The sequence below is a fragment of the Methylobacterium sp. WL64 genome (assembly GCF_008039945.1).
Lineage (GTDB): Bacteria > Pseudomonadota > Alphaproteobacteria > Rhizobiales > Beijerinckiaceae > Methylobacterium.
This window is the reverse complement of record NZ_VRVA01000057.1, coordinates 14523-36325: the sequence shown is the minus strand read 5'-3', so window position 1 is coordinate 36325 and position 21803 is coordinate 14523. Positions and strand designations below refer to the sequence as shown.

Below are 21803 nucleotides of genomic sequence, written 5' to 3'. Positions count from 1 at the left end.
CCCTTCCCCACCCGCGAGCAGATCCTCGCCTTCGTGGCGGAGGCGACCGAACCCGTCGGCAAGCGGGAGATCGCCAAGGCGTTCGGCATCAAGGGCGCCGCCAAGATCGACCTGAAGCGCATCCTCAAGGAGATCGAGGAGGATGGCGGCCTCGATCGCGGGCGCGGCGGCCTCGCAGCTGCCGGTCGCCTGCCGCCGGTGGTTCTGAGCGACATCCGCTCGCGCGACCGGCACGGCGACTTCCTGGCGGTTCCGGTCGAGTGGACCGGCACCGGCAAGCCGCCATCCATCGTGCTCACGCAAAGCCGCGGACCGCGCAAGGGCAACCGCCCGGCCGCCGGGATCGGCGACCGCGCCCTCGTCCGGGTCGAGCGCGACGCCGAGGGCGGCTATACCGGCCGGGTCATCAAGGTCATCGGAAAGAACAAGGCCGAGATCATCGGCGTCTACCGCGCCGGGGCGCAGGGCGGCCGGATCGTGCCGGTCGAGAAGCGCTCGCAGGGCCGCGAGATCCTGATCCCGCCCGGCGAGGAGGGTCAGGCCCGGGACGGCGACCTCGTCAGCGTATCGCTGGAGCGGGAGACGCGCTTCGGCCTGCCGCGGGGCCGGGTCCGGGAACGGCTCGGCTCGCTCGGCTCCGAGAAGGCCGTGAGCCTGATCGCGATCCACCTGCACAACATCCCGCACGTATTCTCGGACGCGACCCTGGCCGAGGCCGATGCAGCGGCCCCCGCCTCGCTCAAAGGTCGCGAGGATTGGCGCGACCGCCCGCTGCTGACCATCGATCCGCCGGACGCCAAGGACCACGACGACGCCGTGATGGCGGAGCCTGATCCCGACCCGGCCAATCCGGGCGGCTTCCTTGTCACGGTGGCGATCGCGGATGTCGCGGCCTATGTCCGCCCCGGCTCGAGCCTCGACCGCGAGGCGCTGGAGCGGGGCAACTCGGTCTATTTCCCCGACCGCGTCGTGCCGATGCTGCCGGAGCGGATCTCCAACGATCTCTGCTCCCTGCGCGAGGGCGAGGACCGCCCGGCCATCGCGGTCCGGATGGTGATCGCTGCCGACGGGGTGAAGCGCCGCCACACGTTCCACCGGGTGATGATGCGCTCCCTGGCCAAGCTCGCCTACGCGCAGGCGCAAGCCGCCATCGACGGGCAGGCGGATGCCGCAACGGAGCCGCTGTTGGAGACGGCGCTGCGCCCGCTCTGGGCGGCCTACGCGGCCCTGCGCGAGGCCCGGGACAGCCGCGGGCCGCTCGCGCTCGACCTGCCCGAGCGCAAGGTGCTGCTCTCGCCCGAGGGCGCGGTCGACCGGGTGATCGTGCCGGAGCGCCTCGACGCGCACCGGCTGATCGAGGAGTTCATGATCCAGGCCAACGTCGCCGCCGCCGAGACCCTGGAGGCGGCTAAGCAGGCGCTGATCTACCGGGTGCACGACGAGCCGGCGCAGGAGAAGATGCAGGCGCTCGGCGAGGTCCTGGCCTCGGTCGGGATCAAGCTGCCCAAGGAGGGGGCGCTGCGCCCCGCCTTGTTCAACCGCATCCTCGGATCGGTGGCCGGCAGCGAGCACGCGACCTTCATCAACGAGGTGGTGCTGCGCTCCCAGGCCCAAGCCGTCTACGCCTCCGAGAACCTGGGCCATTTCGGGCTGAACCTGCGCCGCTACGCGCATTTCACCTCGCCGATCCGCCGCTACGCCGACCTGATCGTCCACCGAGCGCTGATCGCCGCCTGCCGGCTCGGCGCCGACGGCCTGCCCGCGGAGGTGTCGGTGGGCGAGCTCGCGCAGATCGGCGAGCAGATCTCGGCGGCCGAACGCCGCGCCATGGCGGCGGAGCGCGAGACCATCGACCGGCTGATCGCCCACCATCTCGTCGACCGGATCGGGGCGACCTTCGCGGGGCAGATCGCGGGCGTCACGCGGTCGGGCCTGTTCATCAAGCTCGACGAGACCGGCGCGGACGGGTTCGTGCCGATCTCGCAGCTCGGCGCCGACTATTTCCGCCACGAGGAGGCCCGTCACGCCCTCGTGGGTGAGCGCAGCGGCGAGACTTTCCGGCTCGGCGACCGCGTCGAGGTCCGCCTGGTCGAGGCCGCGCCGGTGGCGGGGGCGCTCCGCTTCGAGCTGCTGAGCGCGGGCCAGACCCGCTCCGGGTCCAGCAAGGACGGCGCCGGCCGGAAGCCCGGCGGGCGGCCGTTCAAGGCCGCCCCCTCCGGCCGCCCGCCCGGCATCCGCAACTCCGGCACGCGCCATCGCGGCTCGCGCCGGTGACCCGGCCGGTGTAGGCTTTGGTCATGGCCACCGACGCGATTCCCGTGCGCACCCGCCTGATCCCCGCGATGGCGCGGGGCTTCATCGGCCGCTGTCCTCATTGTGGGCAGGGCCGGATCTTCGGACGCTTCCTGAAGGTGCGCCCGGAATGCGACGCCTGCGGGCTGGAACTGCACCATCACCGCGCGGACGATCTGCCGCCCTACGTGGTGATCTTCATCGTCGCCCACATCGTCGGCTACCTGATCCTGGAGACCGAAACCGCCTACGATGTCCCGTTGTGGGTCGAGATGGGCGTCTGGCCGGTCTTCACGCTCCTGTTCGCCCTCGCGTTGCTCCAGCCGGTCAAGGGTGCAGTCGTCGGGTTGCAATACGCCCTTGGCATGCACGGCTTCGCCACGTTACCGCGGGGCCGCCCCGTTTCGGGGTTGAAGGAGACACGCCTTGCCGCAGCCGGAGCCGCAGCAGGAATCCGAGATCGCGACCAGCCCTGAGCGGACGCCGTCCCCGGCGCGCCTGCGCCCGCGGGACGCCGCCACCCTGATCGTGCTGGACCGGCGCGGGAAGGGCGGCCCGAAGGTCCTGATGGGCCGCCGCAACCCGCGCCTCGCCTTCATGCCCGGGCAGTTCGTGTTCCCCGGGGGCCGTATCGAACTCGGCGACCGCCACATGCCGGTGGCCGGCGCACTGCCCGACTACGCCGAGGCCGCGCTGACCCGTCAGGTCTCCCGGCCGCCGCACCATCTCGGCCGGGCGCTGGCGCTGGCCGCCATCCGGGAGACCTACGAGGAGACCGGCCTGCTGCTCGGCACGAACGAGCACGGCGCCCCCGAGACCGCCCCCGCGGGCTGGGAGGCCTTCGCCCGGCACGGGATCCTGCCGGACCTGGAGGCGCTGCACCTCGTGGCCCGGGCGATCACCCCGCCCAAGCGCGTCCGCCGGTTCGACACGCGGTTCTTCGCCGTCGATCGCCGCATGGTCGTGGCCGAGGAGACCGGCCGGGTGAGCCCCGAGGCCGAGTTCACCGAGCTCGCCTGGGTCCGCCTGGACGCGGCGCGCAAGCTCGACCTGCCGTTCATCACCCGCGCCATCCTGGACGATCTGGAGGCGCAGATCGCGGCCGATTTCGCGCCGCACCGGATGATCCCCTTCCACTACGAGCGCTACGGGCGCCGGGAACGAGTCGCGTTGTGAATGTTTCGGACAGGCCGGACCGGATCGTCGCGGGACGCGGGATCGGACCGGACACCGTGGCGGCGATCACCGCCGCCATCGCCTGCGTCACCGTGGTCGGCATCGGCCTCAGCCTGTCGATCCCGCTCCTATCGATCGAGCTGGAGCGGCGCGGCGCGTCGAGCACGCTGATCGGGCTCAACACCGCGGTCGCCGGCATCGCCAGCATCTGCACGGTCCCGTTCGTCCCGCGACTGGCCGCGCGGATCGGCGTCGCGCCGCTCCTGTGTCTCGCCCTGGTCGTGGGGGCGGTGAGCCTCGCCGCCTTTCCGATGGTGCCGGGCATCGCCCTGTGGTTCCCGCTGCGCTTCGTGTTCTCGGCGACGCTCGGCGCACTGTTCGTGCTGTCCGAGTACTGGATCAACGCCGCCGCCCCGCCGGAGCGCCGAGGCCTGGTGATGGGCATCTACGCTACCGTGCTGGCAGCGGGCTTCGCGGTCGGGCCGGCGCTCCTGGCCCTCGTCGGGACCGAGGGCTTGCCCCCCTACCTGACCGGTGCCGCCCTGATGCTGGCCGGCGGCCTGCCGATCGTCCTCGCCCGGGGCCTGTCGCCGACCATCGAGCACGGCTCCGGCCGCAGCCTCCTCGCCTATCTGCGCTTCGCCCCCGGGGCGCTGCTCGCCGCCCTCGCGTACGGGGCGGTGGAGACCGGGATCTTCGCGATCCTGCCGCTCTACGGCCTGCGCCTGGGCTACGACGCACAGGGCGCGGCCGGCCTCGTCAGCCTGATCGCGCTCGGCAACGTGCTGTTCCAGATCCCGTTCGGCTGGCTTGCCGACCGCGTCGACCGGGGCGCGGTGCTCCTCGGCGCGGGCCTGGCCGGGGCGGCGGGCTCGGCCCTGATCCCGCTGGCCTCCGGGTCGCCGCTGGCGCTCGGCCTGGTCCTGTTCGCCTGGGGCGGCATCGCCGGGACGCTCTACACGGTCGGCCTGACCACGCTGGGCGACCGGGTCCCGGCCTCCGACCTCGCGGGCGCCAACGCGGCCTTCGTGGTGCTGTACAATGTCGGCCTGATGCTCGGGCCGCCGCTGATCGGCGGCGGGCTCGACCTCGTGCCGCCGCACGGCTTCGCGTGGGCGCTGCTGGAACTGTTCCTGGTCTTCTCGTCGAGCCTCGCGATGATGGAGCGATCCGCCGCGCGGTCTTGACCTGAGGGGTCCGATCGGGCATTGACCGGCCCGTATTCGGCCGGGCCTTCCCGGCCATTTGCGTTTCGCTCACGCGGAATGCCGCACCCTGCAGGAGCGCCGCGCCATGGCTAAGGCCGTCACCGTCAAGATCAAGCTCGTCTCCACCGCCGACACGGGCTATTTCTACGTCACCATGAAGAACTCCCGCACGCAGACCGAGAAGCTGACTATGCGCAAGTACGATCCGGTCGCGCGCAAGCACGTCGACTTCAAGGAAACCAAGATCAAGTAAGCTCGCGGGACCCATCCCGGTCCAGCCGCGACCTCGAGGCCGCTCCGGAGACGGGGCGGCTTTTTTCGTGCCCTGCCGGGACAGGGTGACGAACGATCCTGCCCGGCGCCGCGGACGGGGCCGGGGCGACGTCGGACCATAGTCTCGCCGCGTTCCGGGCGCTGCCTGACCCGGCGCCGGGATCCGTCTCCCTCCGCACTGGCCGGACCGGCCAAGGGAGCGCGCACGGTGTTCAGAGTTCTGCTGACGATCCTGACAGTCCTGGCGGTGCTCACGGCCCGCCTCGTCCTCAAGCTACCGCTGATTCCCTATCGGGCCGTCCGCGGGATGGTGCGAGGCCTGTTCGCGCCGGCCTGAACGCGCACCCTCTCACGCATCCGTCACGGCGCTGGAGAAGCCGGACAGCTCCGGATCGAGCGTCCGCGCCAGGGTCCGGGCGATGGCGACCAGGGCTGTCACCATCGGGGTCGAGGGCTCGCGGCGCGGGGCGACGAGGCCGATCGTGTGCTCCAGGTCCGGGGCGGTGATCGGGATCGCCCGCACGCCCGCCATGGGCCCGAGGGCATCGACCAGGATCTCCGGCATGATTGAGGCCCAGCGCAGGGTGCGCACGTGGGTCATCAGCACGATCATCGAGTTCGATTCCAGCGTCGCGGCCGGATCGGCGCCGGCGTCCCGGATCTGCTGATCGATGATCCGGCGGTTCTGCATGTTCGGGGTCAGCAGGCAGAGCGGCAGGCGGCCGGTCTCCGCCCAGGTGACGCTGGCGCGGCCGTCGAACGGGCCGCCGTCGGCCGTGACCAGGCGGTAGCGCTCCCGGTAGAGCGGTACCGACACGACACGGCCGAGCGGCTCGTTGTCGAGGTAGGTCAGCCCGGCATCGGCCTCCAGGTTCTCGATCAGCGAGAAGATGTCGGCGGAGGCCGCGGATTCGACCGTGAGCCGGACGCCCGGGTGGCGCTCGCCATAGGGGGTGGTCAGGCTCACGATCATCGGCAGGGCCGTGGGGATCGCGGCGATGCGCAGGTGCCCGGTCAGGCCGCGGCGCAGGCCCGTGACCTCCTCGTGCATCGCCCGCGCGTCGGCCACGATGCGGCGTGCCCATTCGAGCACCCGCTCGCCCTCCGGGGTGAAGCCCTGGAAGCGCGAACCGCGCAGTACCAGCTGCACGCCGAAGCGGTTCTCCAGCTGCTTCACGCCGGCCGAGAGGGTCTGCTGCGTCACCCCGCAGGTCTCGGCCGCATGGCCGAAATGCTGCTCGCGGGCGAGCGCGAGCAGGAAGTCGAGCTTGTCGATCACGGAGGCATTCCGAGCGGCGCGCACCCCGCAGGTTGGGATGCCGAAACCTAGTGGCCCGCCCGTCCGGCCACAACCGGCGGCGGGCGCACGCTCAGCGGAACAGGATGAACGCCTTCGACAGGGTGATGCCGATCCCCCAGAGGATCGGGATGCCCACGACCGCCCAGGCCAGTGCCGCCGCGGCGCTGAACCCGCCCCGGCCGATGCCGAACGAGCCCGACGACCGGACGGCAGCGGCGGCGCCGCGGACGTCGAGGGCGGCGCGCTCGGTATCGGACATGAACCACCGCCCGGCAAGCGGCCGGATCAACAGGTTGCAGACGAACCCGGCGGCCAGGAACGCGGCCAGCACGTACATGGTCCGCCCATAGAGGTCCGCGCCCTGGACACCGGCGGCGGCCTGCGCCTCCCGGATCTTGGTGACCACGAACGGACCGACGATGCCGGCGGTCGACCACGCGGTGAGCAGGCGGCCGTGGATCGCGCCGACGAACTGCGTGCCGAACACGTCGGCGAGGTAAGCCGGGATCGTCGCGAAGCCGCCGCCATACATGGACAGGATCACGCAGAAGAACGCGACGAACAGAGCCTGCGAGCCGATCCCGGCGGCCCAGGGAGCGGCGGCGTAGAGCACGCCGCCCAGGGCGAAGAAGATCGCGTAGGTGAGCTTGCGGCCGATCCGGTCCGACATCGAGGCCCAGAAGAACCGGCCCAGGATGTTGAACAGCGACAGCAATCCGACGAAGCCGGCCGCGATCGCGGCGATCTGGGCCTTCTGGCCGGCGTCGAGCGCAGCAAAGCCGGTGCCGGGCAGCCCGATCAGGGAGCCGCCGAAGATCTCTTGGAGCATCGGCGAGGCGAGCGCCAGCACGCCGATCCCGGCCGAGACGTTGAGGCAGAGCACCAGCCAGATCATCCAGAACTGAAAGGTCTTGTGCGCGTCCCGCAGGTGGACGTGGCCCGAGGCGATCATCGCGTTCTTGGCGGCAGGCGGCGTCCACCCGTCCGGCTGCCAGCCGGCCGGCGGGACCCGGTAGCCGAAGGCTCCGCCCAGCATGAACACGCAATAGCCCAGCCCCATCAGGGCGAGCGTCTGCCAGACGCCGACGGAATCGGGGCTGCGGAAGGTCTTGATCAGGCCGTCGGCCAGGGGAGAGCCGATCATCGCGCCGCCGCCGAAGCCCATGATGGCCATGCCGGTGGCCATGCCGCGCCGGTCCGGAAACCACTTGATCAGGGTCGAGACCGGGGAGATGTAGCCGAGGCCCAGCCCGATGCCGCCGATCAGGCCCATGCCGAGCCAGACCAGCCAGAGCTGGTGGAGGTAGACCCCCAGCGCGCCGATCAGGAAGCCGCCGCCCCAGCACAGGGCGGCCACGATGCCGGCCTTGCGCGGGCCCGCCCGCTCCAGCCAGCCGCCGAACAGGGCGGCCGACAGGCCGAGCATCACGATGCCGATGGAGAAGACCGTGACCAGGTCGCTGACGCGCCAGTCGCACGTGGTGGTGAACAGCGCCGTCATCACGCCCATGTCGGGGCAGGCGGCGGGGGCGGGCTGGCCGACCGAGAGGGCCCGGCTCAACGGCAGCCAGAACACCGACAGCCCGTAGGCCATGCCGATGCAGAGATGGATCGCCAGGGCCGCCGGCGGAACCAGCCAGCGGTTGAAGCCCGGTTTGGCGACGATGCGCTCACGGGACAACCAGCCGTGATCGCTCCCGGGCGCGACTGCGCCCGCCAGGTCTGAACGCATAGAGGCTTCCTCCAGGCACGACTTCGTTGCGTGAGCCGTGCTGCCGAGGAAGCTTAGTCGTTGAGCTTGGCGGGTGCCAGCGCGCGGACGGGGTTCGACCCGTCATCGGTACCGGTTTAGCCTACAATTCAGGGGCGACGTATACGCGGATACCGAAATCGGCGCATCCTGCATTCATTCGGAGGGTCGGCGCGCAGCGCGTAAACCTCCAGGCGCGCCTCGGGCCGTCGCCGCCCTGCTCAGGGGCGGCCGCGTTCGACCGGCGCCGCGATGGACCGATCGAACGCGACGAAGGCCGATCAGCCGGCGTCGCTGGCACCGTCGCCGAGCTTCTGCGGGTCGCGGGTGGCGGAGCGCACCGGGCTCTCGGACTGGGGCTCGGCCCCGCGCAGGGCCTGCTGCACCAGGCTGTCGGCCCGGTCGCCCATCCCCGGCAGGGCGGCCTCGAGCTTCGAGACCATCTTGGGCGTCCAGAAGGCCGTGATGTGCTTGTGCACCCCGGCCACCGCCTCGTCCTCCGGGTAGGACCGGAAGAAGGTGGCGATCTGGTTCGCCATCCGGAGGAGCTTGTCCTCCTGGGTCTGTGCGCTCATCGAGTCACTCCGCCGCGTCGAGGCGCTGGGCGATCCGGGTTAACGAGAAATCCTCCTCGTAGAACTTCGCCTGCCAATCCGAGGGCCGGTTGGTCCGCCGGATCTGCACCGCCGTGACCTTGTACTCGGGACAGTTGGTCGCCCAATCTGAGTAGTCGGTGGTGATCACGTTGGCGCCGGTCTTGGCGTGGTGGAACGTGGTGTAGACCACGCCGGGCTGCATCCGCTCCGAGACCTTGGCCTTCAGGGCGATGTCGCCGGACCGGCTCTCCAGGGAGACCAGGTCGCCGTCGACGATGCCGCGCAGTTCCGCGTCGAACGGGTGGATCTCCAGCACGTCCTCCTCGTGCCAGCGCGAGTTCTCGGTGCGCCGGGTCTGCGCGCCGACATTGTACTGGGACAGGATCCGGCCCGTGGTCAGGATCAGCGGGAACTTCGCCCCCGTCCGCTCCTCGGTGGCCACGAACTCGGTGATCATGAACCGGCCCTTGCCGCGGACGAAGCGGTCCACGTGCATCATCGGCGTGCCGAGCGGCGCCTTCTCGTTGCAGGGCCACTGCACCGAGCCCAGCTCGTCGAGCTTGGCGTAGGACACGCCGGTGAAGCTCGGGGTCAGGCCGGCGATCTCGTCCATGATCTCGGACGGGTGGCTATACTCCATCTTGTAGCCCAGCGCGTTGGAGAGCAGCACCGTGCCCTCCCAGTCACCGAAGCCGCCCATCGGAGGCATCACCTTGCGGACGCGGGAGATGCGCCGCTCGGCGTTGGTGAAGGTGCCGTCCTTCTCGAGGAACGAGGCGCCCGGCAGGAAGACGTGGGCGTATTTCGCGGTCTCGTTCAGGAACAGGTCCTGGATGACGATGCATTCCATCGCCTTGAGGCCGGACGTGACATGGTGCGTGTCGGGATCCGACTGCGCGATGTCCTCGCCCTGGATGTAGAGGCCCTTGAAGCTGCCATCGACGGCCTCGTCGAGCATGTTGGTGATGCGCAGGCCCGGCGCACCGTCGAGCTTGGCGCCCCAGAGCGCCTCGAAGCTCTCACGGGTGGCGTCGTCCGAGACGTGGCGGTAGCCGGTGAACTCGTGCGGGAACGAGCCCATGTCGCAGGAGCCCTGGACGTTGTTCTGGCCGCGCAGCGGGTTCACGCCGGCACCGAGCTTGCCGATGTTGCCGGTGGCCATGGCGATGTTGGCCATGCCCATCACCATGGTCGAGCCCTGGCTGTGCTCGGTGACGCCGAGGCCGTAATAGATGCCGGCCGCACCGCCCGTGGCGTAGAGCCGGGCCGCCGCACGCACCTCAGCCGGGTCGAGGCCGGTGAACGATTGCTGGTTCTCGGGCGAATGCCGCTCCTCGGCGATGAACCGGGCCCAGGACTCGAACTCGGCGAGGTCGCAGCGCTCGCGGACATACGCTTCGTCGATCAGCCCCTCGGTGACGATGACGTGCGCCAGCGAATTGATGAAGGCGACGTTGGAGCCGGGCTTCAGGGGCAGGTGATAGTCGGCCTTGATGTGGGGCGACTTCACCAGTTCGATCTTGCGCGGATCGGCCACGATCAGCTTGGCGCCCTCCCGCAGGCGCTTCTTCATGCGCGAACCGAAGACCGGGTGCCCGTCGGTCGGGTTGGCACCAATCACCAGGATCACGTCGGACTGCTCGACCGACTTGAAGTCCTGGGTGCCGGCCGAGGTACCGAGCGTCGACATCAGCCCGTAGCCGGTGGGCGAGTGGCAGACGCGGGCGCAGGTATCGACGTTGTTGTTGCCGAAGGCGGCGCGCACGAGCTTCTGGACGAGGTAGGCCTCCTCGTTGGTGCAGCGCGACGAGGTGATGCCGCCGACCGAATCCTTGCCGTATGTCGACTGGATCCGCTTGAATTCGCTGGCCGCGTGCGAGATGGCCTCGTCCCAGGAGACCTCGCGCCACGGATCCGTGATCTTCGCGCGGATCATCGGCTTGGTGATGCGGTCCTTGTGGGTGGCGTAGCCGTAGGCGAAGCGACCCTTGACGCAGCTATGGCCCTCGTTGGCCTTGCCGGCCTTGTACGGCACCATGCGGACGACGCGGGTGCCCTGCATCTCGGCCTTGAACGAGCAGCCGACGCCGCAATACGCACAGGTCGTCACCTCCGCGTGCTCGGGCTGGCCGAACTCGTGGATCGATTTTTCCTGCAACGTGGCCGTGGGACAGGCCTGCACGCAGGCGCCGCAGGAGACGCACTCCGATTCCATGAAGTTGGTCGGGCCCGCCGCCACGCGGCTGTCGAAGCCACGGCCCGCGATGGTCAGCGCGAAGGTGCCCTGCACCTCCTCGCAGGCGCGGACGCACCGGTTGCAGACGATGCACTTCGACGGATCGTACGTGAAGTACGGGTTCGACTCGTCCTTGGGCAGGTACTTCTCGGCACTCGGCACGACGTGGTTGTCGCCCTCGTAGCCGTAGCGAACGTCGCGCAGGCCGACGACGCCGGCCATGTCCTGCAACTCGCAATCGCCGTTGGCCGCGCAAGTCAGGCACGTCAGCGGGTGATCGGAGATGTAGAGCTCCATCACGCCCTTGCGGAGCTTGGCCAGCTTGTCGGTCTGCGTGCGCACGACCATGCCGTTCTCGGCCGGCGTGGTGCAGGAGGCCGGCGTCCCGCGCCGCCCCTCGATCTCGACGAGGCAGAGCCGGCAGGAGCCGAACGGCTCCAGGCTGTCGGTGGCGCACAGCTTCGGGATCTGCGTGCCGGCATGCATCGCCGCCGCCATCACCGAGGTGCCGGCCGGCACCGTCACGTCCATGCCGTCGATCGTCAGGGTGACGGTCTGCTCCGCCACGCGGATCGGCGTGCCGTAGTCGATCTCCTTGATCAGGCCCATCGACGTCTCCTTCACTCGGCCGCGACCGGCAGATCGCCGGCGCGCCTGAAATCTTCAGGGAAGTGGGTGATCGCGCTCATCACGGGCATCGGCGTGAGCCCGCCCATGGCGCAGAGCGACCCGTCGGTCATGACCTCACAGAGGTCCTCGATCAGCTTCAGGTTCGTCTCCGGCCGGATGCCGGCGATGACCTTGTCCATGGTCTCGACGCCACGGGTCGCGCCGATCCGGCAGGGGGTGCACTTGCCGCAGGATTCGGTGGCGCAGAACTCGAAGGCGAAGCGGGCTTGGGAGGCCATGTCGACGGTGTCGTCGAACACCACGATGCCGCCATGGCCGACGAGGCCCTTCGCAGCGGCCATCGCCTCGTAGTCGAGAGGCGTGTCGAGCAGGCGGTCGGGGAAGTAGGCCCCGAGCGGCCCGCCGACCTGTACGGCCCGCACCGGCCGGCCGGAGCGGGTGCCACCGCCGTAATCCTCGATCACCTCGCGCAGGGTCACCCCGAAGGCGAGCTCGATCAGGCCACCGTGCTTGATGTTGCCGGCGAGCTGGATCGGCAGCGTGCCGAGCGAGCGGCCCATGCCGTAATCGGCGTAGGCCCCGGCGCCGTTCTCGAGGATCCACGGCACGGCCGTGAAGGTCATGACGTTGTTGACCAGCGTCGGCTTGCCGAGGAAGCCCTTGAGCGCCGGGATCGGGGGCTTGGCCCGCACGATGCCACGCTTGCCCTCCAGGCTCTCCAGCAGCGAAGTCTCCTCGCCGCAGATATAGGCGCCCGCGCCCAGCCGGACCTCCAGGTGGAACGTCTTTCCCGATCCCAAGATATCGTCGCCGAGGACGCCGGCCTCGATGCCGTTGGCGATGGCTTCCTTCAGGGTGGCGAAGGCCTGCGGGTATTCGGAGCGCAAGTAGATGTAGCCGCGGGTCGCACCCGTCGCGATCGCCGCGATGGTCATGCCCTCGATGAGGTTGAAGGGGTCACCCTCCATCATCATCCGGTCGGCGAAGGTACCGGAATCGCCCTCGTCGGCGTTGCAGACGACGTATTTCTGCTCACCCTTGGCGAGCATCACGGTGTTCCACTTGATGCCGGCCGGGAAGCCGGCGCCGCCGCGGCCGCGCAGGCCGGAATCGCGCACCGCCGCCACGATCCCCTCGGCGTCGAGCCTCAGCGCCGCCTCGAGGCCGCGATACCCGCCATGGGCCCGGTAATCGGCCACGGAGATCGGATCGACCACGCCGCAGCGGTGGAAGGTCAGGCGCTGCTGACGGGCGAGGAACGGGATCTTTTCGGGGTCGCCGAGGCGCAGGGCATGCTCGCCGCCGGTGGCGAGCCCGGCATCCAGCAGGGCGTCGACATCCGAGACCTTGACGGGACCGTAGGCGACCCGGCCTTCCGGCGTGGCGACTTCCACCATCGGCTCCAGCCAGAACAGGCCGCGCGAGCCGGTGCGCACGATGGTCACGTCGAGGCCGCGGCGCTCGGCGCCCGCGAACAGGGCCCGGGCGACCTTGTTGGCGCCGAGACCCAGAGCCACGGCGTCCCGGGGGACGTAAAGGGTAACGCTCACTGGCGGGTCTCCCGCTTGGTTTCGGCCAGCGCCTCGTCGAGGCCGTCGGCAGTCAGGTGGGCCACCGGCTCGCCGTCGATCAGGGCCGCGGGACCGTTGGCGCAGAGGCCGAGGCAGTAGACCGGCTCCACCGTGGCGCTGCCGTCGGCGGTGGTCTCGTGCCAGTCACAGCCGAGGCGGCCGAGGATCTCGCGGTGGATCTTGTCCGAGCCCATGGCCTGACAGGCCTCGGCCCGACACAGCTTCACCTCGTGGCGGCCGGCCGGATGGGCGCGGAAGTCGTGGTAGAACGTGATGCAGCCATGCACCTCGGCACGCGACAGGTTCAGCGCGTCGGCGATGAGCGGCACGGCGCCGCCATCGACGTAGCCGAAGGTCGCCTGCAACGCGTGCAGGATCGGCAGCGTCGCGCCTTCGAGATGGGTATGCTCTGCAATGATCCCGGTGGCGCGTTCCGCGCTCCAGGGCTCGTGACGCGCCATGGTTTCCAGCCCAGTCTGTTCCTTTTCTAAAGCGAAGTGGAACAGAAATGCCGAACACCATCAATCGCGCAGTCCGGTCGCCTGACAAAGGATCCCTGTCAGACTGTCACCCGTCGCGGGCCGGCGGCCCATCCATACGGTAAGCCTTTCTCAACGCATCGGTTTCTACCGCCTAGAAACCGTCGAACCAACCCGCGTGCGACGCAACATCATCTTGTGCCCTGCAAGAAATTTCATCTGCCGCGCGGTCTGGACGGTCAGAACTCCATGTCGAGCTCTTCGATCTCATCCGGCTCGTCAGCGGCGGCCTCGGCCCATTCGATCATCAACGGCCAGTGCAGGATGGCGTCCCGGTAGGCTGCGGCCCGGGGCGGCAGCGCGACGTCGTAGGTACGGAAGCGGGTGCAGACCGGGGCGTAGAGCGCATCGGCGAGGCCAGGCCGGTCACCGAAGAGGAACGGTCCGTCGTACCGGTCCAGGCAATCGTCGAAGATCGTGACGATGCGCTCGATATCGGCCTTGGCGCCGTTGAACACCCGAAAGCCCGGATGGAACGCCCGCAGGTTCATCGGCAGGGCCGAGCGCAGGTTGACGAAGCCCGAGTGCATCTCCCCGGAGATGGAGCGACAATGGGCACGCTCGGCCACCTCGCGCGGGAGAAGGCCGGCGTCGGGAAAGGTCTCGCTCAGGTATTCGGCGATCGCGAGGATGTCCCAGACCACCACGTCGCCATGCCGCAGGCGCGGCACCAGGAAGGATGGGGACAGGTGCAGCAGTTCCGCACGGCTGGTGACGTCCGTGCCCGACAGGACTTCCGTGTCGAACGCGAGACCCGCCATCCGGCAGATCAGCCAGCCCCGCAGGGACCAGGAGGAGTAGTTGCGACTGGAGATGGTGAGCGTGGTGGCGGTCATCGTCTTCACCCCGGGCGCGTCGCCGATCATGCGATCTACATTGCCGGATCCAAAACTCGTGCCGGAGCAGAGACTCGTGCCGGAGCAGCGAATCTTGCCGACTCGATCCGGGCGAATCGCAACGCGCCGAAGACTACTCCCGACGAAGCAGCGCGGCGACCTCCGCCTGCTCGGCTGCCGACAGGGTCCGGACCGGCGCGGCCGGCCGCCGGCGGGCGAGGCGCCAAATCCCGAAAGCGCCGAGCAGAACCGCCAGGATCGGGGTCAGCCACAGCAGCAGGGTGTGCAGGGCAAAGACCGGCCGCAGCAGCACGAACTCGCCGTAGCGGTCCACGACGTAGCGCAGCACCGCCGGATCACTGTCGCCCTTCTGCAGGCGCTCGCGCACGATCACGCGCAGATCCTTGGCGAGCGGCGCGTCGGAATCGTCGATCGACTGGTTCTGGCAGACCAGGCAGCGCAGCTCGGACGAGATCTCCCGGGCGCGATGCTCCAGCACCGGATCCTTCAGCACCTCGTCGGGCTGGACCGCATGGGCCGGGACGGCGAGCGAAAGGGTCGCGAGGAGCGCGAAGGCGAGGCGGCCACGCGCCTTCCCCCTCCCCGGTGCGGCGTCCACAGACCGACGGCCATCGACCGCGACAGGCCCCCTCTCCCGCACAGGAGAGGGGGCCTGCGGCTCGACCGGATACGCGTGGACCCGGTCCCCCACAGAGGGACCGGGAAGAACCGCGTTGGCCCTCATGTCCCGACCCATCACTCCGCCGGGACCGCGGCAACGTGGGGCATCGCCCGCGCCCGCGCCTTGGCCGGCACGCCGACGCGCATCCGGCGGTCGGTGAGGGACAGCCCGCCGCCCAAGGCCATCACGACCGCGCCGAGCCAGATCATCAGCACCAGCGGCTTGTAGTAGAGGCGCAGGCCGACGCCGCCATCCTGGCCGATCTCGCCGAGGCTGGCGTAGACCTGACTCGCCCCGATGGTGAGCAGGCCGGATTCCGTCACCGACATCTTGCGGCTCGGGTAGAAGCGCTTGCCGGTCTCGACCCGGCCGACCTCGTCGCCCGAGCGGGTCCGGATCGTCAGGAAGGCCGCGGCCTCCTCGTAGTTCGGGCCGGCCCGGGGCGCGAGCCGGTCGAGGGTCGCCGTGTAGGGGCCGGCCGACAGGGTCTGGCCGGGCTTGAGCGTCGCCAGCCCCTCGGTGGCCCACCCTTGCGCGGCGATGCCGATCACAACCACGCCGACGCCGGCATGGGCGAGCGCCGTGCCCCAGGCCGAGCGCGGCAGGCCGATGGCTCGGCGCCCGATCTGGCCGAGGTCGCGCGTCCGGCTGGAGCCAAAGCCCCGGGCCCGGGAGACGATCTCCAGCGCCGAGCCGATCAGCAGGTAGGCGCCGAGCCCGATCCCGACCGGCGCCATCACGGGGCCGCCCCAGGTGAAAGCCAGGACCGCGAAGCCGACCACCAGGGCGACGGCGAGCGCCGCGAACAGGCGCTGCGAGGCTGCGAGCACGTCCCCGCGCTTCCAGGCGAGCGCCTGGCCGAAGGGCACGATCAGCAGGAGCGGAATCGCCAGGGGGATGAAGGTGGCGTTGAAGAAGGGCGGCCCGACCGTGATCTTCTCCCCGGTCAGCATCTCCAACAGGAGCGGATAGAGCGTCCCCACCAGCACCGTGGCGCAGGCGGCCACCAGGAACAGGTTGTTGAGGACGAGCGCCCCCTCCCGGGAGATCGGCGCGAACAGGCCGCCCTGTCGCAGCAGCGGCGCCCGCCACGCAAACAGCGTCAGCGAGCCGCCGATGAACAGGATCAGGATCGCCAGGATGAAGACGCCGCGGGTCGGGTCGGTGGCGAAGGAATGCACCGAGGTGATCACCCCGGAGCGGACCAGGAAGGTGCCGATCAGCGACAGCGAGAAGGTCAGGATGGCGAGCAGCACCGTCCAGACCTTCAGGGCGTCGCGCTTCTCCATCACCACGGTGGAGTGCAGCAGCGCCGTGCCGGCGATCCAGGGCATCAGGGAGGCGTTCTCCACCGGGTCCCAGAACCACCAGCCGCCCCAGCCGAGCTCGTAATAGGCCCAGTAGGAGCCCATCGCGATGCCCAGCGTCAGGAACGACCAGGCGGCGAGCGTCCAGGGCCGCACGGCCCGCGCCCAGACCGCATCGATCCGCCCGTCGATCAGGGCGGCGACCGCGAAGGCGAAGCTGATCGAGAAACCGACATAGCCGACGTAGAGGAGCGGCGGGTGGATCGCCAACCCGACATCCTGCAGCAGCGGGTTGAGGTCGTTGCCCTCGAGCGGCGCCGGGACCACGCGGCTGAACGGGTTCGAGGTCGTGATGATGAACAGCACGAACACGAAGGTGATCAGGCCCTGCACGCCGAGCGTGTTGGCCCGCAAGCGCGGCGGCACGGAATTCTTGGCCACGGCCACGCAGGCGCCGAACAGGGTCAGGATCAGGACCCAGAGGAGCATCGAGCCCTCGTGGTTCCCCCAGACGCCGGAGAACTTGTAGATCAGCGGCTTCTGCGTGTGCGAGTTCTCGACGACGTTCTGGACCGAGAAGTCCGAGGTGACGTGCGCCCAGGTCAGGGCCGCGAAGGCGAACAGCACGCACGCGAAGGCGCCCAGGGCCGCCTGCGAGGCGGCCTGGCGCAGGGCCGGGTCGCCCGAGCGCGCCGCCCAGACCGGCATCACCATCTGGACAAGGGAGATCGCCAGCGCGAGCGCGAGCGCGAAATGGCCGGTCTCGACGATCATCCGGTTTCCTTACCGCTCACTGCGGGGGCCGAGGGTCCCGCCGTTCGAGGCGGTGACGGGCTTCGGTGCGACCTTGGCGCCGCCCTTCTCGCCCCCCTCCTGCCAGCGCCCATGTGCCTTAAGGGCGTCGGCGACCTCCCGGGGCATGTACGATTCGTCGTGCTTGGCCAGCACCGTGTCGGCCCGGAACCGGCCGCCCGGCTCCAGCATACCCTCGGCCACCACGCCTTGCCCCTCGCGGAACAGGTCGGGCAGCAGGCCCTTGTACTGGACCTCGACGGTGGCGTTGGTGTCGGTCACGGCGAAATCCACCGTCTGGTCGGGCCCGCGCCGGAGCGAGCCGTCCTTCACCAGGCCGCCGAGCCGCATCCGGGTCCCGGGGGCGATGCCCTGCTGGGCGATGTCGGTTGGCGAGCGGAAGAACACGATCGAGCCGCTCATGGCGAACAGGATCAGCCCCACGGCGAGCGCGAGCACGCTGCCGCAGGCAGTGATCAGGATCAGGCGGCGGCTCTTGCGCGTCACGATTCTTCCACCCCGGGATCCGACGGGCTTTGGCCCGAGCAGACCTAAACCGTTCTCATTCCAGACTTGAGGGTGTCGGCCCGGCGGCCGCGCCGGTCAAGGGCGTCGGGCAAGACCGATTGTCGTACGAACAGCCGCGTGGAGCCCTTCGGCGCCGTCAGGGATTGGATTTGGCGGTCAGATCGAGTTCCCGGGCGAGCCCGTCGAGCCGGCTCACCGCATCCGCGTTGGTGGCGAGCGCCATCCGGGCGCGGTCGAGGGCCTTGATCGCCTGATCGCGGTCGCCGAGTGCGCTGTAGGAGCGCACGAGCCGCAGCCACTCGTCGGGTGTGCCGCCGCGGGCCGCGAGACGCCGGTCGAGCCCGTCGACCATGCCGCGGATCGCGGCGTCGCGCTCGGCCGGCGACAGCGCCTGCATGGCGGCAGCCGCCGATTCGGCATCGGACCGCGGGGCGGGTCCGGCCATGGAACCGGTCATGGAACCGGAGGCCGCCGGAGCCGCCGGCTTGGTGGGATCGAGGCCGAGGATGCGGGCGCCCTCCTCCACCTGGGCGAGCCCCTGCGGATTGCCGGCCAGAGCCACCCGGGCACGGGCCAGGGCATCGATCGCCTGGTCGCGCTCGCCGAGCACCGCCCGGGAGCGGGTGAGCCGCAGCCATTCGTCCGGCGTGCCGCCGCCCGCCTTCAGCCGGGCGTCGAGCCCGTCGACCATGCCGCGGATCGCCGCCTGCTGCTCGGCCGGGATCTTCGGGGGCGCCGCAGGCGCGGCCGCCGGCGCCGCCTCGCCCTTGAGCCGGGCCAGGTTCTGCCGGACCAGCCCGAGCCAGGGCGCGTCGGCGGGGCTGGCGGCCTCCAGGGCGGAGAGCTGGCGGATCGCCTCGGCGGTATCGCCGGCCTGCTCGGCCGCGCGCGCGAGGTAGAAGCGGGGCTTCGGCGCGTTCTGGTCCCTGGCCTGGGCCTTCTCGAACAGGGCCTTGGCCTCGGGGGTGACGGTCCCCTCCCCGGCAGCCGCCAGGGCCTCGCCCCAATCGGACAGGACGTCGGCGGTCTCGCCCTTCAGCCGGGCGATGTTGGCGAAGGCGCGGGCCGCGTCGTCGAACCGGCCGGTCCGCATGTAGACCGGGGCGAGCACGGCCCAGCCCCGGGCGTCGTTCGGGTCGCGGGCGAGACGGGCCTCGATCTGGCCGACCGCCTTCATCAGGTCCTCGGTGCCGCCGCGGGCGGCCTGCCGGTCGGCGTCGGTCTGCGCCGGCAGTTCCGGCGAACCGTAGAGCCCGTAGGCGATCAGCGCGACCAGCGGAATCGTGGACAGCGCGAAGGCGGAGGCCGCCCGGCGCCGGCGCAGCCGCGGCTCGGCGGGACGCGCGGCCTCGTCCGCGCCGGCATCCTCGGCGTCGCGCCGCGCATCGCGGCTGGCCCGCAGGAGCCGCCGGGCAGCCTCGGCGCGGGCGGTCTCGGCCTCGTCCGGGGCGATCAGGCCGCGGTCCAGATCGCGGTCGATCTCGGCGATCTGGTCCTCGTAGAACGCGGTCTCGGTATCGACGCTGGAAATGCCGCCCTCGCCCACCGGAACGGCCGTGCGCCGCGACATCGGCCAGAGCAGGCCGAGCACGGCCGCAGCGGTCATGCCCGCCAGGATGAACCAGATCGCCGTCATCAAAACTCGGAAACTCTGCCGTGGTCCAGTTGGGGAATGCGTAACGCAAGAGTCCGCTTGATGGACGAACCTCTTCGCCGCTGACATCTGTCGGCGCGGACCTTCGCTTGCGGGGCCGGTTCCGCAAAAGCAATAAAAAACCCCGCTCGTGCGGGGTCGACGAACACAAAGTCCGTGAACATCGCCGCGATCAGGGGCGCTTGCCGGTGCCTGGCCGCCGATCCGTCCGAAGGCGCTCAAGCTGCTTCAGCGCCCGGTCGCGGTCACGCGCCGTCGTCCCAGCGTCTCGGGAACGAACGCCGTCGAAGACACGATCGCTGACGTAGAGATCGTCGCCGCGCGGATTCCGCAGGCCGATAGCCATGGCATTCTCCTGGACGACCAGTATCCTCCACACCGGCTTCAGCCTGTCAACGCGCGGCTGAGAATCCAAAACCTTCGGTCCCAAGGATCAGATCCCGTCTCGATGAGGGCATATCCTTCGTCTTCCAGCGTCCGCGTCAGGAAGAGATCCTTCCGGAGCGCTTTCTCCGGCGGGTATCGGGACTTTGTGACGCGGTAGATCAGCCATGGCCGCACATGTGCAACGAGCGCTCTCAAGCTCGCGGCGACGATTGGTATGACGAAGGGCCGGCACGCGTCCGGCAGGTACGGTCGCGCGTACGTCCTGTCCTGCGTCTCGTAGGTGGGCGTGTCGTCGGCGAGGCTGACGACCAGGATCGTGAAGGAGAATTCGTGAAACCGTGTGAGCTTGCGGCGCCACAGGACCGCTTGCGTGTCTGTCAGACGGGACTCCACCTGGACCAGCCTGTCAGTCACAGCGCAATAGGCCACCGGCACGAGAACGACGTGGGACGCGGCGTCCTCAGCTTCGACGCTCAATAAGGCCGGCACCCCGGAGATCACGGACACGAACGCCAAGATCTGATTCCGCAGCGGGACCGGCGAGGCAACCTTTGCAGCGATGACACTGCGGATGAGCGGCAGCGTCAACACACCGCCCGTCGCCGCCACGCACGCACCATCAATGGTTGGCCGGCCCGACCGGCGCGTCACCCGGCACCTCCAACACCGCCCGCAGGCCGCCGAGGGCCGCCTGCTCCAGGGTGAAGCGTCCCCGGTACAGGGCGGCCAGATCCGCCACGATGGACAGGCCGAGGCCCGAGCCGGGCTTCGACTCGTCGAGGCGCCGGCCCCGGCCGAGCACGGCCTGGCGCGCCTCCGGGGGCAGCCCGGGGCCGTCATCCTCGATGGCGATCAGAAGATGGGGATAATCGTTCCGGGCCACCGCCTCGGCCCGGATCGCGACCTGGCCGTGGGCCCATTTCGAGGCGTTGTCGACGAGGTTGCCGACCATCTCCTCGAAATCCTGGCGCTCGCCCCGGAAGCGCAGGCCCGGGGGCACGTGGACGTCGTAGGCGATGTCCTTGTCTCGGTAGATCTTCCCGAAGGTCCGCACGAGGCCGGCCAGCGCGGGCTCGACCTCCGTGGAGGTGCCGAGCGTGCCGGCCAGAGCGGCGGCACGGGCCCGGTCGAGGTGATAGTTCACCTGGTCGCGCATCACGGCGGCCTGCTCGCGGATCTTCTGCGACAGCTCCTCGGGGGCGTCCGAGGCGCCGACCTCGTTGACGATGATCGAGAGCGGCGTCTTCAGCGCGTGGGCGAGGTTGCCGACCTGGGTGCGGGCGCGCTCCAGGATCTCGCGGTTGGTCTCGATCAGGAGGTTCACCTCGCCGGTGAGCGGGGCGATGTCGCGCGGGTAGGTACCGGTGATGCGGTCGGCCTCGCCGCGGCGGACGGCGCCCAGCGCGGCACGCATCTTCTTCAGGGGCGCCAGGCCGAACCGGATCTGAAGCAGCGTGGTGATCGCCAGCGACAGGCCGAGCAGCCCGAACGTGATCGTCAGCGAATTGCGGAACCGGTCGACGTCGTTGACGATCTCGTCCGCCGGGCCGGCGACACGCACCGTGTAGCGACCCTCCTCGCCGAGATCGACGTCGCGCTCCATGATCCGCAGCAGGCGGCCGTCCTGGCCCTTGCCGTAGCCCTGGCGGATCTGCCCGACCCCGACCTTGCCGTCGGCATCGGTGGCGGGCCCCAGCGGCACGCCGACGAGCGAGCGCGAGGTGCGCAGGTCCCGGGGCTTCGCGTCCGGCTTGCCGACCTGCCAGTACCAGCCGGACAGGGGCAGATCGAAGCGCGGATCGCCGAGCGAGAAGGTCCGGCTCTCGGGATCGTTGGGCGAGACCAAGTCGGTGGCGAGGTTGTTGGTGAAGACCAGGAGCCGGCTGTCGAAGGCACGCTCGGTGGTCTCCCGGTAGAGGGTCGTGAGGATCCAGGCCGCGATCAGCAGGATCGCCGAGCTCGACAGGAACGCCGACACGGCCAGCCGCACCGCGATCGAACGGCGGCGCAGGGAGAAGAGGCCGATCAGGGTTTTCATCGGGACAA

The 21803-nt window shown here is 70.0% G+C and carries 20 protein-coding genes; 6 read left to right on the top strand and 14 right to left on the bottom strand.

Going from position 1 to position 21803, the window contains the following annotated elements:
• The 6 genes from rnr to FV242_RS36130 form a co-directional block, all read left to right on the top strand.
• On the top strand, positions 1 to 2274 hold a 2274-nt coding region (gene rnr, locus FV242_RS20725), incomplete at its 5' end, for a ribonuclease R (protein ID WP_147940208.1).
• Positions 2275 to 2297: 23 nt separating this feature from the next.
• A complete protein-coding gene (locus FV242_RS20720; protein WP_147908015.1) occupies positions 2298 to 2768 on the top strand; it encodes a DUF983 domain-containing protein in 471 nt (156 codons plus the stop codon).
• Positions 2719 to 3468 (top strand): NUDIX domain-containing protein, encoded by a 750-nt coding sequence (locus FV242_RS20715; RefSeq protein WP_187278491.1) that lies wholly within the window; start codon positions 2719 to 2721, stop codon positions 3466 to 3468. The genes FV242_RS20720 and FV242_RS20715 overlap by 50 nt, the downstream gene beginning before the upstream one ends.
• The gene (locus tag FV242_RS20710) at positions 3465 to 4655 is read left to right on the top strand and encodes an MFS transporter (RefSeq protein WP_246692793.1); all 1191 of its coding nucleotides are present in this window, start codon (positions 3465 to 3467) and stop codon (positions 4653 to 4655) included. The genes FV242_RS20715 and FV242_RS20710 overlap by 4 nt, the downstream gene beginning before the upstream one ends.
• A 106-nt stretch (positions 4656 to 4761) precedes the next feature.
• Complete coding sequence (gene rpmG / locus FV242_RS20705) at positions 4762 to 4929, top strand: 50S ribosomal protein L33 (protein ID WP_147940207.1); 168 nt, start codon at positions 4762 to 4764, stop codon at positions 4927 to 4929.
• A gap of 228 nt (positions 4930 to 5157) precedes the next feature.
• A complete protein-coding gene (locus FV242_RS36130; RefSeq protein WP_281407086.1) occupies positions 5158 to 5286 on the top strand; it encodes a hypothetical protein in 129 nt (42 codons plus the stop codon).
• A 12-nt stretch (positions 5287 to 5298) separates the two neighbouring features.
• Here FV242_RS36130 and FV242_RS20700 read toward each other — a convergent pair whose 3' ends face one another.
• The 14 genes from FV242_RS20700 to FV242_RS20640 all read right to left on the bottom strand — a co-directional run bounded on the left by FV242_RS20700 (position 5299) and on the right by FV242_RS20640 (position 21795).
• Complete coding sequence (locus FV242_RS20700; RefSeq protein WP_147940206.1) at positions 5299 to 6228, bottom strand: LysR family transcriptional regulator; 930 nt, start codon at positions 6226 to 6228, stop codon at positions 5299 to 5301.
• 91 nt (positions 6229 to 6319) lie between these two features.
• Entirely contained in the window at positions 6320 to 7981 is a 1662-nt protein-coding gene (locus tag FV242_RS20695) for an OFA family MFS transporter (protein ID WP_147940205.1), read from the bottom strand.
• 299 nt (positions 7982 to 8280) lie between these two features.
• Positions 8281 to 8574: a formate dehydrogenase subunit delta gene (locus FV242_RS20690; protein WP_147940204.1), complete on the bottom strand. Its 294-nt coding sequence runs from the start codon at positions 8572 to 8574 to the stop codon at positions 8281 to 8283.
• 4 nt (positions 8575 to 8578) lie between these two features.
• Positions 8579 to 11440: a formate dehydrogenase subunit alpha gene (gene fdhF / locus FV242_RS20685; RefSeq protein WP_147940203.1), complete on the bottom strand. Its 2862-nt coding sequence runs from the start codon at positions 11438 to 11440 to the stop codon at positions 8579 to 8581.
• Positions 11441 to 11451: 11 nt separating this feature from the next.
• Complete coding sequence (locus tag FV242_RS20680) at positions 11452 to 13011, bottom strand: NADH-quinone oxidoreductase subunit NuoF (protein WP_147940202.1); 1560 nt, start codon at positions 13009 to 13011, stop codon at positions 11452 to 11454.
• Positions 13008 to 13493 (bottom strand): formate dehydrogenase subunit gamma, encoded by a 486-nt coding sequence (locus FV242_RS20675; RefSeq protein ID WP_147908021.1) that lies wholly within the window; start codon positions 13491 to 13493, stop codon positions 13008 to 13010. The genes FV242_RS20680 and FV242_RS20675 overlap by 4 nt, the downstream gene beginning before the upstream one ends.
• Positions 13494 to 13750: 257 nt before the next feature.
• Positions 13751 to 14407: a glutathione S-transferase family protein gene (locus tag FV242_RS20670; protein ID WP_147908046.1), complete on the bottom strand. Its 657-nt coding sequence runs from the start codon at positions 14405 to 14407 to the stop codon at positions 13751 to 13753.
• 133 nt (positions 14408 to 14540) lie between these two features.
• Positions 14541 to 15026, bottom strand: coding sequence for a cytochrome c-type biogenesis protein (locus FV242_RS20665; RefSeq protein ID WP_147908022.1), 486 nt, complete (start codon positions 15024 to 15026; stop codon positions 14541 to 14543).
• A 137-nt stretch (positions 15027 to 15163) separates the two neighbouring features.
• A complete protein-coding gene (locus FV242_RS20660) occupies positions 15164 to 17170 on the bottom strand; it encodes a heme lyase CcmF/NrfE family subunit (protein ID WP_147940201.1) in 2007 nt (668 codons plus the stop codon).
• A gap of 9 nt (positions 17171 to 17179) precedes the next feature.
• Positions 17180 to 17695: a cytochrome c maturation protein CcmE gene (gene ccmE, locus FV242_RS20655; RefSeq protein WP_147940200.1), complete on the bottom strand. Its 516-nt coding sequence runs from the start codon at positions 17693 to 17695 to the stop codon at positions 17180 to 17182.
• 157 nt (positions 17696 to 17852) lie between these two features.
• The gene (ccmI, locus tag FV242_RS20650) at positions 17853 to 19352 is read right to left on the bottom strand and encodes a c-type cytochrome biogenesis protein CcmI (RefSeq protein ID WP_147940199.1); all 1500 of its coding nucleotides are present in this window, start codon (positions 19350 to 19352) and stop codon (positions 17853 to 17855) included.
• Between the two features lie 190 nt (positions 19353 to 19542).
• Positions 19543 to 19716 carry a hypothetical protein gene (locus tag FV242_RS34705; RefSeq protein WP_187278490.1) on the bottom strand — a complete coding sequence of 58 codons (174 nt, stop codon included), beginning with the start codon at positions 19714 to 19716 and terminating at the stop codon, positions 19543 to 19545.
• 38 nt (positions 19717 to 19754) lie between these two features.
• A complete protein-coding gene (locus FV242_RS20645) occupies positions 19755 to 20366 on the bottom strand; it encodes a hypothetical protein (protein WP_147940198.1) in 612 nt (203 codons plus the stop codon).
• A gap of 10 nt (positions 20367 to 20376) precedes the next feature.
• Positions 20377 to 21795 (bottom strand): sensor histidine kinase, encoded by a 1419-nt coding sequence (locus FV242_RS20640; protein ID WP_147940197.1) that lies wholly within the window; start codon positions 21793 to 21795, stop codon positions 20377 to 20379.
• Positions 21796 to 21803: the final 8 nt, after the last annotated feature.